This is a genomic window from Enterobacter oligotrophicus, assembly GCF_009176645.1.
GTDB classification, from domain to species: domain Bacteria; phylum Pseudomonadota; class Gammaproteobacteria; order Enterobacterales; family Enterobacteriaceae; genus Enterobacter; species Enterobacter oligotrophicus.
The window spans coordinates 783,418-798,000 of the sequence record NZ_AP019007.1 but is presented as its reverse complement, the minus strand read 5'-3'; the positions used below and the strand labels follow the sequence as shown (position 1 = coordinate 798,000).

The 14,583-nt window shown below is 42.1% G+C and carries 13 protein-coding genes; all 13 read left to right on the top strand.

The window, feature by feature from the left end:
• The first annotated feature begins 6 nt into the window (after nt 1–6).
• The 13 genes from wcaM (at nt 7) to ugd (ending at nt 14,547) form a co-directional block, all read left to right on the top strand.
• Nucleotides 7–1,398 (top strand): colanic acid biosynthesis protein WcaM, encoded by a 1,392-nt coding sequence (gene wcaM, locus EoCCA6_RS03850; RefSeq protein WP_152081548.1) that lies wholly within the window; start codon nt 7–9, stop codon nt 1,396–1,398.
• Between the two features lie 174 nt (nt 1,399–1,572).
• Nucleotides 1,573–2,469 carry a GalU regulator GalF gene (gene galF / locus EoCCA6_RS03845; RefSeq protein ID WP_152081547.1) on the top strand — a complete coding sequence of 299 codons (897 nt, stop codon included), beginning with the start codon at nt 1,573–1,575 and terminating at the stop codon, nt 2,467–2,469.
• A gap of 378 nt (nt 2,470–2,847) precedes the next feature.
• On the top strand, nt 2,848–3,930 hold the full coding sequence (rfbB, locus tag EoCCA6_RS03840) for a dTDP-glucose 4,6-dehydratase (RefSeq protein ID WP_152081546.1): 1,083 nt from the start codon (nt 2,848–2,850) through the stop codon (nt 3,928–3,930).
• A 54-nt stretch (nt 3,931–3,984) separates the two neighbouring features.
• Nucleotides 3,985–4,866: a glucose-1-phosphate thymidylyltransferase RfbA gene (gene rfbA / locus EoCCA6_RS03835; RefSeq protein WP_152084394.1), complete on the top strand. Its 882-nt coding sequence runs from the start codon at nt 3,985–3,987 to the stop codon at nt 4,864–4,866.
• 69 nt (nt 4,867–4,935) lie between these two features.
• Nucleotides 4,936–5,745 carry an NAD-dependent epimerase/dehydratase family protein gene (locus tag EoCCA6_RS03830; RefSeq protein ID WP_152081545.1) on the top strand — a complete coding sequence of 270 codons (810 nt, stop codon included), beginning with the start codon at nt 4,936–4,938 and terminating at the stop codon, nt 5,743–5,745.
• Entirely contained in the window at nt 5,720–7,159 is a 1,440-nt protein-coding gene (locus EoCCA6_RS03825) for a lipopolysaccharide biosynthesis protein (RefSeq protein WP_152081544.1), read from the top strand. Before EoCCA6_RS03830 ends, EoCCA6_RS03825 begins: the two co-directional genes overlap by 26 nt.
• Entirely contained in the window at nt 7,156–8,244 is a 1,089-nt protein-coding gene (locus tag EoCCA6_RS03820; RefSeq protein ID WP_152081543.1) for an EpsG family protein, read from the top strand. The genes EoCCA6_RS03825 and EoCCA6_RS03820 overlap by 4 nt, the downstream gene beginning before the upstream one ends.
• Nucleotides 8,244–9,239 (top strand): WaaS/CpsH family glycosyltransferase, encoded by a 996-nt coding sequence (locus tag EoCCA6_RS03815; RefSeq protein WP_152081542.1) that lies wholly within the window; start codon nt 8,244–8,246, stop codon nt 9,237–9,239. Before EoCCA6_RS03820 ends, EoCCA6_RS03815 begins: the two co-directional genes overlap by 1 nt.
• A gap of 22 nt (nt 9,240–9,261) precedes the next feature.
• A complete protein-coding gene (locus tag EoCCA6_RS03810; RefSeq protein WP_152081541.1) occupies nt 9,262–10,542 on the top strand; it encodes a capsular polysaccharide export protein, LipB/KpsS family in 1,281 nt (426 codons plus the stop codon).
• Entirely contained in the window at nt 10,532–11,086 is a 555-nt protein-coding gene (locus EoCCA6_RS03805; RefSeq protein ID WP_152081540.1) for an acyltransferase, read from the top strand. The genes EoCCA6_RS03810 and EoCCA6_RS03805 overlap by 11 nt, the downstream gene beginning before the upstream one ends.
• Before the next feature lie 12 nt (nt 11,087–11,098).
• Complete coding sequence (gene rfbC / locus EoCCA6_RS03800; protein ID WP_152081539.1) at nt 11,099–11,650, top strand: dTDP-4-dehydrorhamnose 3,5-epimerase; 552 nt, start codon at nt 11,099–11,101, stop codon at nt 11,648–11,650.
• 97 nt (nt 11,651–11,747) lie between these two features.
• The gene (gene gndA / locus EoCCA6_RS03795) at nt 11,748–13,154 is read left to right on the top strand and encodes an NADP-dependent phosphogluconate dehydrogenase (protein WP_152081538.1); all 1,407 of its coding nucleotides are present in this window, start codon (nt 11,748–11,750) and stop codon (nt 13,152–13,154) included.
• 226 nt (nt 13,155–13,380) lie between these two features.
• Entirely contained in the window at nt 13,381–14,547 is a 1,167-nt protein-coding gene (gene ugd, locus EoCCA6_RS03790) for a UDP-glucose 6-dehydrogenase (RefSeq protein ID WP_152081537.1), read from the top strand.
• Nucleotides 14,548–14,583 lie beyond the last annotated feature (36 nt).

The window sequence follows — 14,583 nt, the reverse complement described above, 5'->3', positions numbered from 1 at the left end:
GGTTGTATGCTCAAAAAGATTACCCGACGCCGTTTTGTCTCTTCTTTATCCGTCCTGGCAGCCATGCCTCTGTTGTCGTCCCGCGTTGCACGGGCGACGACCGGCAAGACGGTTTCTGTGAACCACTACAACAATAACGACTGGATCGCCGCCTTTAAGCAGGCGTTTAGCGAAGGTGATACTGTCGTTGTCCCTGCCGGACTCACCTGTGAAAACATCAATACGGGGATTTTTATCCCCGATGGCAAAACATTGCTGGTCCGTGGTGCATTGAAAGGCAACGGACGCGGGCGGTTTGTGCTGCAGGAAGGCAGCAAAGTCATCGGTGAGGGAGAAGGGCGCACACACAATATTACGCTGGATGTTCGCGGTTCCGGTTGCGTGATTAAAGGACTGGCGATGAGCGGCTTCGGCCCTGTCACACAAATCTATATCGGCGGCAAGAAGCCCAGAGTGATGCGGAACCTGCTTATCGATAACATCACTGTGTCTCAGGCTAACTACGCCATCCTGCGTCAGGGATTTCATAACCAGGTGGACGGCGCGCGTATCACCAACAGTAAATTCAGCCACCTGCAGGGCGATGCGATTGAGTGGAACGTGGCGATCAATGACCGCAATATTCTGATTTCTGACCATGCGATCGACAACATTAACTGCACCAACGGCAAGATCAACTGGGGCATTGGTATTGGTCTTGCTGGGAGTACCTACGACAATGACTACCCGGAAAAACAGACGGTAAAGAACTTCGTGGTGGCGAATATTACGGGCAGCAACTGTCGCCAGTTAGTCCATGTTGAAAACGGCAAACACTTTATTATTCGTAATATAAAGGCCAAAAATATCACACCAGACTTCAGTAAGAAGGCGGGAATAGACAACGCGACGGTAGCGATTTACGGCTGTGATAATTTCGTCATTGATAATGTCGATATGGTCAATAGTGCCGGAATGTTAATTGGCTACGGCGTGATTAAAGGGGACTATCTGTCGATTCCCCAGAACTTCAAACTCAACGATATTCGCCTGGATAACCGGCAGCTTGCATATAAATTACGCGGAATACAGATTTCATCCGGCAATGCCACCTCGTTTGTCGCCATCACCAACGTCGAGATGCAGCGCGCAACGCTTGAGCTGCATAACAAGCCCCAGCATCTTTTCTTAAGAAATATTAATGTGATGCAGGAGGCGGCGACTGGACCTGCACTGAAAATGAATTTCGATTTGCGTAAGGACGTTCGCGGTAAGTTCATGGCTAAAGATGAGACACTGCTGTCGCTGGCAAACATTAAGGCGGTAAATGAGAAGGGGCAAAGTTCGGTGGATATTGACCGGGTGGATCAGCAGGTGGTGAATACGGAACGGCTGAATTTTGCGCTGCCTCACAGATAACTGAGTTGGTCATTTTGCGACTATTCCTGGAACAGAATCGCGATCTATTCAGATTACAACTACTGTAATTTGTGATGCGGTAACGTAACATCACATCAGAATTACGGCAAATCATGCTGGCGAAAACAGGTTTAAAAGCTATAATTCGTCAACCATTTTAAGGTGGAAGATATAATGATTAATTTGAAAGCAGTCATTCCGGTAGCGGGTCTGGGCATGCATATGCTGCCAGCCACAAAGGCAATTCCTAAAGAGATGCTGCCGATTGTCGACAAGCCGATGATTCAATACATCGTCGACGAGATTGTTGCTGCAGGGATCAAAGAAATCGTTCTGGTGACGCACTCTTCCAAGAATGCGGTAGAGAACCACTTCGACACCTCTTATGAACTCGAAGCGTTGCTTGAACAGCGCGTTAAACGTCAGCTTCTGGCTGAGGTTCAGTCCATTTGTCCACCTGGCGTCACCATCATGAACGTACGTCAGGCGCAGCCGCTGGGATTGGGACACTCCATACTGTGCGCTCGCCCGGTTGTGGGTGATAACCCGTTCATCGTCGTGCTGCCGGATATCATCATTGATACCGCCTCAGCCGATCCGCTGCGCTATAACCTGGCGGCAATGGTTGCGCGTTTCAGTGAAACGGGCCGTAGCCAGGTACTGGCCAAGCGCATGAAAGGTGATCTGTCAGAATACTCCGTTATCCAGACCAAAGAGGCGCTGGAGACGGAAGGGCAGGTGAGCCGTATCGTTGAGTTCATTGAAAAGCCGGATCAGCCACAAACGCTGGATTCCGATCTAATGGCGGTTGGTCGCTATGTCCTGAACGCGGATATCTGGGCCGAGCTGGAAAAAACCGAGCCAGGTGCCTGGGGACGTATTCAGTTGACCGATGCGATTGCAGCGTTGGCGAAGAAACAGTCCGTTGATGCAATGCTGATGACGGGCGACAGCTACGATTGTGGTAAGAAAATGGGTTATATGCAGGCATTTGTGAACTATGGGCTGCGTAACCTGAAGGAAGGGGCGAAGTTCCGGGACCGGATTGAGAAGTTACTGTCTAACGACTGATCTTTCTCCATCGATTTGAATAAGCGGCAGTGATCATTCTGGTTAGGTAACAGCATACCTGAATGATGACTGCCGCTTTTTGTTATTAATTCCTGAGATAACAAAGGGTTATCTGGCTGTGTTTTGGACCGGTTTGTAACGATTTGTGCTTGTGTCTGTCGCCATTTAGGATGACAATTAACAGCAAATTTTGTGGTTGCACACTGGCGGTTTCTGTCAGAAATCATACCGCAGCAAAAACCTTATTTAGACTCCACTCAGTGCTCTGGTAACTGTTAAGCCAGGGGCGGTAGCGTGCCTATTTTATGTGCTTATTGAGCTTTCTCTGAGTGTTACTTCTTCAATATCTCGAAATATCCTAACGACGGAATAGATCACGTGAAAATTCTTGTTACGGGCGGTGCCGGTTTTATCGGTTCGGCGGTGGTACGACATATTATTAACAATACCCAGGATGAGGTCGTCAATGTTGATAAATTGACTTATGCCGGTAACCTGGAATCGCTTGCTGAAGTTAGCGGTAACGCACGTTATTCATTCGAACAAGCCGATATCTGTGACAAATCTGCGATGGATCGCATTTTCGCTGCGCATAAGCCTGATGCGGTTATGCACCTTGCAGCTGAGAGCCACGTTGATCGCTCAATCACAGGTCCAGCGGCATTTATTGAAACTAATATTGTTGGGACTTATGTTCTGTTGGAAGCTGCTCGCGGCTACTGGGCTTCGCTCAGTGATGATGAAAAAGCTGCGTTTCGCTTTCACCACATTTCGACTGATGAGGTATATGGGGACCTGCCGCATCCGGACGAGAGTCCTGCATCTACAGGCTTACCGCTATTTACCGAAACAACAGCATATGCTCCAAGTAGCCCTTATTCCGCTTCCAAGGCATCAAGCGATCATCTTGTCCGCGCATGGCTGCGTACTTACGGTTTTCCTACCATTGTAACTAACTGTTCAAATAACTACGGCCCATACCACTTCCCGGAAAAATTAATCCCGCTTGTGATCCTCAATGCGCTGGAGGGTAAGGCGCTGCCGATTTATGGTAAAGGCGATCAAATCCGCGATTGGTTGTATGTTGAAGATCATGCCCGAGCGCTTTATACCGTGGTCACCAGAGGTAAACCAGGTGAAACGTATAACATCGGTGGGCACAATGAGAAGCAGAATCTGGACGTGGTGCATACCATCTGCGATCTTCTGGATGAAATCGTACCGAAAGACGGCTCTTATCGTGACCAAATTACGTATGTTGCTGACCGTCCAGGCCACGACCGCCGTTATGCTATTGACGCACGTAAAATCGGTATGGAATTGGGCTGGAAGCCGGAAGAAACATTTGAGAGTGGGATACGTAAAACTGTTGAATGGTATTTAAGCAACCAGCATTGGGTAAATAACATTAAAAATGGTGCATATCTCAATTGGGTTAAAGAAAATTATGATAATAGATAAGCACATATTTAACGTTATTTAAACATCAATTTATCGGATTAAGTGAATATGAAAATGGGAAATCGGAAAGGTATCATTCTCGCGGGTGGGTCAGGAACGCGTTTATATCCAGTTACTATGGCTGTTAGCAAGCAGTTATTACCTGTGTACGACAAGCCGATGATTTATTATCCGCTATCCACTTTAATGCTTGCAGGCATTCGCGATATACTAATTATTAGCACTCCTCTTGAAACCCCACGCTTCCAACAGCTGTTGGGGGATGGAAGCAAGTGGGGAATTAATCTCCAGTATAAAGTTCAGGATAACCCGGATGGCCTTGCCCAGGCATTTATTATAGGTGAAGAATTTATTGGCGATGATTGCTGTGCTTTGATTTTAGGCGATAATATTTTCTATGGCCATGATTTACCAAAAGAATTAGAAATCGCAATGCAACGTCAGTCAGGGGCGACTGTTTTTGCCTATCATGTGACTGATCCTGAGCGCTATGGTGTTATCGAGTTTGATAAACAGGGAAAGGTGATCTCTCTTGAAGAGAAACCAGTAAAGCCTAAAAGTAATTATGCAGCAACAGGTCTCTATTTTTACGATCGCCAGGTGATCGAAATGGCTAAAAAATTAAAGCCATCCGCACGTGGAGAGCTGGAAATTACGGATATTAATAATCTGTATATGCAGCAGGATGAATTATCAGTCGCACTTATGGGGCGAGGATATGCATGGCTGGATACAGGTACTCATGAGAGTCTGATTGAAGCGAGTAATTTCATCAGAACACTGGAAACACGTCAGGGACTCAAGGTTTCTTGTCCAGAAGAAATTGCCTACCGAAAAGGATTTATTACAGCCGAGCAGGTTCGCGCTTTGGCTAAGCCATTAGGTAAAAATGATTACGGTGCTTATTTGCTGCGAATGGTTGAGCATGAATTGTAATCAATACCTGGGAAATAATATTCAGGCAATTAGCCAGTTTTAAGTTTACTTTCTGGTAAGGTTCATTAAATGAATAATAAAAAGATCACCATATTTGGGGCTGGCGGTTTTATCGGTACAGCGGTATATTCCGGATTTGAAAAAGCTGGATATTCTGTTCAGAAAGGAGACTGGCGGTGTCAAAATTTTACCGGTCAATCTCTCGGTACAGTAGTTTATTGTTGCGGTGTGGGTGACTGTAGGCGAACGGAAGATGTTATCTATTCTCACGTTGATGCTTTGCGTAATATTGTTAACACAGCAGATTATGTTCAGATAGTATATTTGTCTTCTACGCGTGTTTACCTTGACAATGATAATTCTGAAGAAACGGCTGCTTTGCGTTTATCATTTAATGATAAACGTTGCTTATTTAATCAGGTTAAGTTATTGGGTGAGAGTGTTGTTGCGGCGCAGAGTAAGCCGTTTTTGATAATCAGGCCTTCTAATGTGTATGGCAAAGCATTCAATAGTCCCCTTTTTCTGCCATCGTTAGTCCGTGATGCGGTAACAAAAGGTGAGATAAATCTTTTCGTTTCACCAAATTATGAAAAGGATTATGTCTACATTGATGATGTGGTTGAATTTATAGTTAATTCAGTTCAGAAACATATCACTGGCACGTTTAATATTGCGTCTGGAGAAAATGTTAGTGCCAAAAAACTTGTTGAAATTATTGAGTCTCATACTCAATGTGTTTCTATTTGGCACCCAGTTAATAGCGAAGACATCTTCCCTGTAATTAATATTGAAAAATATAAGTCACTAGATTTCTCTCCGCGAAAAGTTGAAGACCTATTAATTGAGATGATCCATGAGTTCAGGAAAAAATTTGCTTGAGAAAATCGAGAAACTTAATAACGTTGTGGTCGGATTAGGAACTAATCTTGTCGGAAATGTTATTATGTTCCTGACCACAATATATATAACAAACAATGTAAGCGAACATGTTTACGGAGAGTTTCGATTAACCTTCGCTCTAATTTCTATCCTTGTTCTGGCCCTGATGTTAGGGCGAGATAGTTCTGTTTTATATTTTTATCAAAAAGAAAAAAAAGATAGTGTTATCTTCGAAGAGGTTATGAGTGGCCTCCTCTTGATAATTGCTGGCTGTATTGTTCTGTACATATTTGATGATTTTTTTATCAGGGTTTTATTGAGTAACCAGGTTAGTAAAGGAAGTTATCATTTATCATTATTAATGATCCCTTTGTGGGCAGCATATAATCTTTTAACACCAGTTGTAAGGGTTAAAGGTTTTGTTAATTCCAGCTTTATTTTATCTAACCTCTTGCAACGATTGCTACGATTCCCGTTTTTACTCGTATTTATTGTTTTAGGTTTTAATGGCTTTGCTGGTTTGGCATGGAGTATGATTTTGTCACAGATTCTCCTTTTGGGGATCTTATTGTACTACCTGTTTTATACTGTAAAGTGGAGTGCTCCGGGCATAAAGAGCTTTTTCACACGATTTGGTTACGCTCTGAGCTTGGGTGTAAACTCTATAATGCTCGCTATCGCAGGAAAAATAGATGTTTTGATACTCGGAAAACTATCAACTGTTGTGAATGTTGCAATTTATGATATCGTCACTTCTTTAGCTATTGTTTGTTTGTTCCCTTATATAGCATTATCAAAGTCATTCGAGCCTCGGTTGTATCAATATTTCAACCATACGGAAAAGCACACTTCATACCGCTTAAATTTCTCATTAGCCATGACGCTTACCACCCTAGGTGGTGTATTTTTCATTACATTCAGTCAAGAAATATTGTCTTTATTTGGTAAAGAGTATATACGAGGAGATTTTGCATTTTTATTGGTGTCTGTTTCTTATATCCTTATTAGTTGTTGGGGGGCAGTAAGTGAATGGATGACGATGAATGGATATGCAAAATATAACTTCGCATTTCTTATTTTAAGCGCAGTGATTAATATAGTATTATGCTATATACTCATACCTCTGTATGGCTTGACTGGCGCTGCACTTGCACTTGGTGCTGGGCTATTTATGTCAAAGCTAATGGCATTCTTGTTCATTCTGTTTAAGGGACCGGTACTGAAACTCGTTGCAGGCCCATTAGAAGTCATTCGCGTTTTACTCTGTGTTTTTATAGCTGTTTATTTCCACGAGCACTCATTTTTAATTAAATGTGGTATTTATTGTGCTACAAGTCTGATATTTGTGTTAAGCGATCCAAAGCTAAGATGTTACGTTTTAAAGTTAATTAGAAATAAAAGGGTTGCTGCATGATTATTTATATAGCAATTAGTTTGCTCATAGTTTTATTACTTTTGGCAGCAACAGTGCCTGTCTTTCAAAAATTTGAACGCTTATTAGTTTCTTTTTCATTTTTGATTATTTGGTTCATTGTTTCGTTTAGTGCCAGTGTGGGGCCAGATTATGAATCATATAAGTTTATGTATGATTCTTTAAATGAGAATTTTTTCCTTCAAGAATTCCTGTTCCGTCAGTTAGGTTTTTTGTTCAGGACAAATGATCTGCCATTTTCAGCATTTTATTTTTTTCTGACATCTGTATATATATATTGCATCTATCGCGTTTTCCTCCGCTATAGGAATTTATCCGTATTAAATTTGTTGATCTTTATAATTATGCCTTACGGATTAATTGAAGGCGGTTTTAATTATCTACGGCAAAATATGGCGGTTGCTCTTTTCTATCTGTCGATTGTATATTTAACTCGGCAGCAATTTTTTAGATATTCCGCTTTTAACTTTTTAGGTTTTTTATTCCATAAATCTGCTCTTATTCTAATTCCGTTATATTTCGTAATCAAAACAAACCTGAGTATTAGGCGCAGTTTCTTTATTTATTTTGTTGTTTTAGGCGCAACACTAAGCCTCGAAGTTCCATTTATTAAAAATAGCCTACTTATGGTAATAGGTAGTATTCCAGGGTACGGCGGTACTTACGCCAATTTTAGAGATGGCGAATTTCTTAATGCTCTAAGTACAAAAGGGATATTTAGTTATGTTTACCAGAGCATACCTATTATAGTTTTGATGTACTATAAAAAAAGAGTTGTCATTACCCGGAACGAAAATGTGTTATTTAATATAACCTATTTGTCCCTCATCACTCTGACTATAGCTTTGGAATTACGGATAATGCTTCGTGTCGAATATTACTTTATATTGGCGAAGGTTTTCACATTACCTCTCCTTGTTAGACTATGTGGTAATAATAGAACGCGAACAGTATTTTTGTTAGCTCTGGTGTTATATTTTTCACTTTATTTCATTGCTGTCTATATGACAGGGGTGGAGAAAAACTTACTACCGTATAAATCTGTATTAGGGTTCGAGGTTAATTGATGGCTGAAGCAGGTTGTAAAAATATTCTTTTAATATCTCCAGTGTTCTTCGGCTATGAGAAAAAAATACAAAAAGAACTGGAAGTTCAGGGTTGGAATGTAACATTCATTGACACAAGACCTTCAAACTCTTTTCTTACTAAGTCGTTAATACGACTTGGTTTCCACTTTCTGATTCGGGACAGATTAAAACAACATCATTCCAGTATACTGGAAGTTATTAGTAACGGTAATTTCTCTAAAATTCTGTTTGTAAACCCTGAAGGTTTCAATGAACGCTTTTTTGAGGATTTGAGGAAAGTTTCCCCTGATGTTGATATCAGATTATATTTGTGGGATTCAATAGATAACAAACCACTTATTAAGCCGGTTCTAAAATATTTTAATAAGTGTTTTACGTTCGACCGTGCGGATGCAAATAAAGCTGATAATCTTCATTTTCTGCCACTTTTTTATTGTGATGAGTATGGGAAAATAAGTTTAAAAAATACTCGTGATTATGATTTTGTTTTTATAGGCACGGTACACAGCCAAAGAATGAAGATTGTCCAATATTTTAAAGATGTCTCTGTTCGAGAAAAGAAAAATTTCTTTTATTACCTTTTCATCCAAAGTCGAGTGATTTATTGGTTCAGGCGATTAACTGATGTCAATTTCTCACAGTATAAGGATTTTACTTTTCATTTCAAGTCATTGACTGTTGGTGATATTTTAAATATTTTTTCGTCATCCAGGGCGGTTATAGACATTGAGCACGATAAGCAGAATGGATTAACTATGAGAACCTTTGAGGTTCTTGCGTCCGGAATTAAGTTGATTACAACTAATAAAGACATTATCAACTATGATTTATATCATCCTGATAATGTTTATATTATTGATCGATACAATGTAAAATTTGACTCGAGTTTTTTAGAAACACCTTTTAAAGCGTATGCGCCCGGAATATTAGAAAAATATAAATTAAATTCTTGGGTGCATTCGTTAGTAAACTAAATGTGGAATAATGTAATTAATCATGAAGAAAATACTTACTGTGGGTTATTATGCTGATTTTTCCAGGTTTTTTAATAAAATCAGACTTGAAACATTAAATATATCCGCTGACTATACATATTTTCATATAAACCTGCATTTAAGTGGATATCTTTATTCATTAGCGCATGGGCAAAGATCTGTTTACCTCCCTGTAGCATCCTCTAAGTTGCAGTTTGAGAAAAATGAAGGAAGAAATATAGATTTAAACCGCTTTATTCAATATCACGTAACCCTAAACCCAGACATTGACCAAACCAAACTTTTACAGCAGGCAGCAAAATACTTTAATTATTTTGAAAAGTTACTGAATGATTATGATCCTGACCTGATAATCGTTAGTGGTGATTCCCGAATGCCAGTTGAAATACTACAATTTCTGGCAAAAACGCACTCTATTAAGATCCTGCATTTCGAGCAAGCGCCCCTGGGCCGAACTGTACTTGATAGTAATGGAGTCAATGCAAACTGTTCATGCAGGAATCTAAGTACGATTGATATTAACGGTATAGAAGATAGCGATGAAATCAAACCATACAAAGAAATAAAATGGAGTGGTTACAAAAAATACCGTTTAATCGATGTATTAATTGAAAAGTTTTTACCATTTTTACAACCTATCGAACATGTCAGGCCTAAGCGAAAAACTGTTGAAACTGAGCTTTACCAGCGTTTACGTTTAAGCCATTTTCCTGGAAAGGAAGGCAGTACGCAGCGAGTCTATTTGCTTGTACTACAGGTTCCTGACGATGTGAATATGATATATCACAGCCCGTATTTTTCTAACCACTATGAAATTGTCAAAGCTGTTCACCATGCTCTTCCTGATAACAGTGTTTTGATTGTACGCGAACATCCTTTGTATAAACAATTGTATGAACCTTCTCTGTATTCTTATATAAATGATAATGAAAATATATACTTTGATTGTTCAAAAAATCTTTTTGATGCGATGAACAGTGCCGATGTTGTGGTTGTTAATAACTCTACCGTAGGCCTTGAGTCGATTGAAATTGGTAAACCAGTGGTGATACTGGGTAATGCCTACTATGACCAGTTTCCTTTGTGCTACAAATTTAATGGTGATAATTTGGAAAAGGTGCTCACCGACGCTGCATCTGAACCAACAGAAGATGAATTATTGCGCAGAAAAAAATGTCTGGTCTATTTATTCAATCACTATTTCATTCCTGGTCATTTCCGAGATTTAAACGGGCCAGCGCCAGGTTTCATTGCGAAATGGATATGTAATAATGTACATTAAAATCTTATGGTTCGTGAGAAATTATATATATAAGCTATTTTGCTTCAAAAAAGCTGGGTTGTATAGTTATATTGGCAAACCGATTTACTTTAAAGGGTTGAAGAATGTCAGTATAGGTAATAAGTTTAGGCTCTATCCTTTATGGCGGTTTGAGATTTCAGACTTTGGTTCTGTCACAATTGAAGATGACGTATCTATAGGGCAGTTTTTCCATCTCGTTTCAGTTGGAAGTGAACTTATTATTAAAAAAGGAACGGTTATATCTGCTGACGTTCTTATCACTAATTCTGACCATCGGTATACTGAAATTAATGTGCCTATTTATCAGCAGTCAATGAATAATAAAACAACCATCATAGGTGAAAATTGTTTTATTGGCGCTGGCGCAAAGATTCTGGCGGGTACGACGTTAGGAAAGCAATGTATTGTCGGGGCGAATTCGGTGGTAAAGGGTGATTTTCCTGATTATTGCGTGATTTCAGGTATGCCGGCTAAAATTATCAAGAAATACGACTTTGACACAAATAAATGGATACCTGTTTAATCTGGAGATAATATGTTGGTGCATGACACTTCAATTGCTGGCTGTAAAATTATCGAGCCCAAAGTTTTCGGTGATGAACGTGGTTTTTTTTTAGAGGTCTTTGAAAAAAAACGCTATGCTGAAATCCTCGGAGAAGATATCTCTTTTGTACAGGATAACTATTCTCGCTCCAGGCAAAATGTTTTGCGTGGATTGCATTTTCAAAAAACGTTTCCTCAAGGCAAGCTAGTCCGTGTAGTTCGTGGTGAGGTTTTTGACGTGGCGGTGGATATACGTCCGGATTCCCCTACTTTTGGCAAATGGGAAGGTATACTCCTTTCTGAAAGCAATAAAAAACAGTTCTGGGTTCCACCGGGTCTGGCGCATGGCTTCTATGTGTTATCTGAAATAGCTGATTTTGAATATAAATGTACCGACTATTATCATCCTGAAGATGAAGGCTGTTTGTTATGGAATGACCCTGAAGTGGGCATTTCATGGCCAGCAGAGCAACCAGTCTTGTCGGAAAAAGATGCTAATGGACTTTTACTAAAAGAGCTTTTATCAACGCTAAAAACTAAATAATCTATTTCATGTTTTCCTACCATGATAAGTTAAGATAGTGATCTGAGTTCAATCAATTTATTAATGTGCAGTAAAAAACACCTGACAGGAGTATGTAATGTCTAAGCAACAGATCGGCGTCGTCGGTATGGCAGTGATGGGGCGCAACCTGGCGCTCAACATCGAAAGCCGTGGTTATACCGTCTCCGTTTTCAACCGCTCCCGTGACAAAACCGAAGAAGTGATTGCCGAAAATCCAGGCAAGAAACTGGTGCCATTCTATACGGTCCAGGAGTTCGTTGAGTCTCTGGAGACGCCTCGTCGTATCCTGTTAATGGTGAAAGCGGGTGCGGGTACAGATGCTGCCATCGACTCCCTGAAACCTTACCTGGAAAAGGGCGACATCATTATTGATGGCGGTAATACCTTCTTCCAGGACACTATTCGTCGTAACCGTGAATTGTCTGCTGAGGGCTTCAACTTCATCGGAACCGGTGTATCCGGCGGTGAAGAGGGGGCGCTGAAGGGGCCATCTATCATGCCTGGCGGTCAGAAAGAAGCGTACGAGCTGGTTGCGCCGATCCTGACCAAAATCGCTGCTGTCGCAGAAGATGGCGAGCCGTGTGTGACCTATATCGGTCCGGACGGTGCGGGTCACTACGTGAAAATGGTTCACAACGGTATCGAATACGGCGACATGCAGCTCATTGCCGAAGCCTATTCCCTGCTGAAGGGCGGCCTGAACCTGTCCAATGAAGAACTGGCTGAAACCTTCACCGAGTGGAACAAAGGCGAGCTGAACAGCTACCTGATCGACATCACCAAAGACATCTTCACGAAGAAAGATGAAGAGGGTAAATACCTGGTTGATGTGATTCTGGACGAAGCGGCGAACAAAGGTACGGGTAAATGGACCAGCCAGAGCTCTCTGGATCTGGGTGAGCCACTGTCCCTGATCACCGAATCCGTATTCGCACGTTACATCTCTTCTCTGAAAGAACAACGTGTTGCGGCATCTAAGGTGCTGTCTGGCCCACAGGCTAAACCAGCCGGTGACAAAACCGAGTTCGTTGAGAAAGTTCGTCGCGCACTTTACCTGGGTAAAATCGTCTCTTATGCGCAAGGCTTCTCCCAGCTGCGCGCGGCTTCAGATGAAAATAACTGGGATCTGAACTACGGCGAAATCGCGAAGATCTTCCGCGCAGGTTGCATCATTCGCGCTCAGTTCCTGCAGAAAATTACCGATGCTTACGCTGAAAATGCGGGCATTGCAAACCTGCTGCTGGCACCGTACTTCAAGAAAATTGCTGACGAATACCAGCAGGCACTGCGCGATGTCGTAGCTTACGCGGTACAGAACGGTATTCCGGTTCCAACCTTCTCTGCGGCTGTGGCGTACTACGACAGCTACCGTGCTGCTGTTCTGCCTGCGAACCTGATTCAGGCGCAGCGTGACTACTTCGGTGCACATACCTACAAACGCACTGATAAAGAAGGCGTGTTCCACACCGAATGGCTGGATTAAGTTAATTTGCTTTAAGCCATCAAGACCCGGAGATCTCTCCGGGTTTTTTTTACACTAAAATTGACGATTGTTATTCGAAGTAGTCTGAATGTCGCCCCATTAGCAGGGAATCGTCCCGCTTCGCCTTGACAGTTCTGTCGGCCAGGAGGTACAAAGCCCAACAGTTATGTTTATCGCGATGGTCAGATGACCATCTGTACAGTTAACTCACAGAAGTCATTAGCGAATGAAAATAACAATCTCCGGAACAGGTTATGTTGGTCTTTCAAACGGTATCCTGATTGCGCAGAACCATGAAGTGGTCGCGCTGGATATCGTGCAGGCCAAAGTGGATATGCTTAATCAGAAGAAATCCCCGATTGTTGATAAAGAAATCCAGGATTACCTTTCGAATAAACCGCTGAATTTCCGTGCAACGACGGACAAAGAAGATGCTTACCGCGATGCGGATTATGTCATCATCGCGACGCCAACTGATTACGATCCGAAAACCAACTATTTCAATACCTCCAGTGTTGAAGCTGTGATCAAAGATGTCACGGCTATCAATCCAAACGCGGTAATGATCATCAAATCGACCATTCCGGTGGGATTCACCAAATCAATCAAAGAAGAGCTGGGTATTGAGAACGTTTTCTTCTCACCTGAATTCCTGCGTGAGGGGAGGGCACTCTACGATAACCTGCATCCGTCGCGCATTGTGATCGGGGAACGCTCTGAGCGTGCAGAGCGGTTTGCGTCGCTGCTGCAGGAAGGTGCCATTAAGCAAGATATCCCGGTGCTGTTTACTGATTCCACCGAAGCTGAGGCCATTAAACTCTTCGCTAACACCTATCTGGCCATGCGCGTGGCTTACTTCAATGAACTGGACAGCTACGCAGAAAGCCTGGGGCTGAATACCCGTCAGATCATTGAAGGCGTCTGCCTTGACCCACGTATCGGTAACCACTATAACAACCCGTCATTTGGTTACGGTGGTTACTGCCTGCCTAAAGATACCAAGCAGTTGCTTGCCAACTACCAGGCTGTACCAAACAACCTGATTTCGGCCATCGTCGATGCGAACCGTACGCGCAAGGATTTCATTTCGGATTCTATCCTCGCGCGCCAGCCTAAGGTTGTGGGGGTGTATCGCCTGATCATGAAGAGCGGTTCTGATAATTTCCGCGCCTCTTCCATTCAGGGGATCATGAAGCGTATTAAGGCGAAAGGTGTTCAGGTCATTATTTATGAACCAGCGATGCAGGAAGACGAGTTTTTCCACTCTCGCGTCATTCGCGATCTGAATGCCTTTAAAAAAGAAGCCGACGTTATTATCTCTAACCGAATGGCAGAAGAACTGGCGGATGTGGCAGATAAGGTCTATACCCGCGATCTGTTCGGCAGTGACTGATACAATAAAAAACCCGGCGTCGTTGCCGGGTTTTTT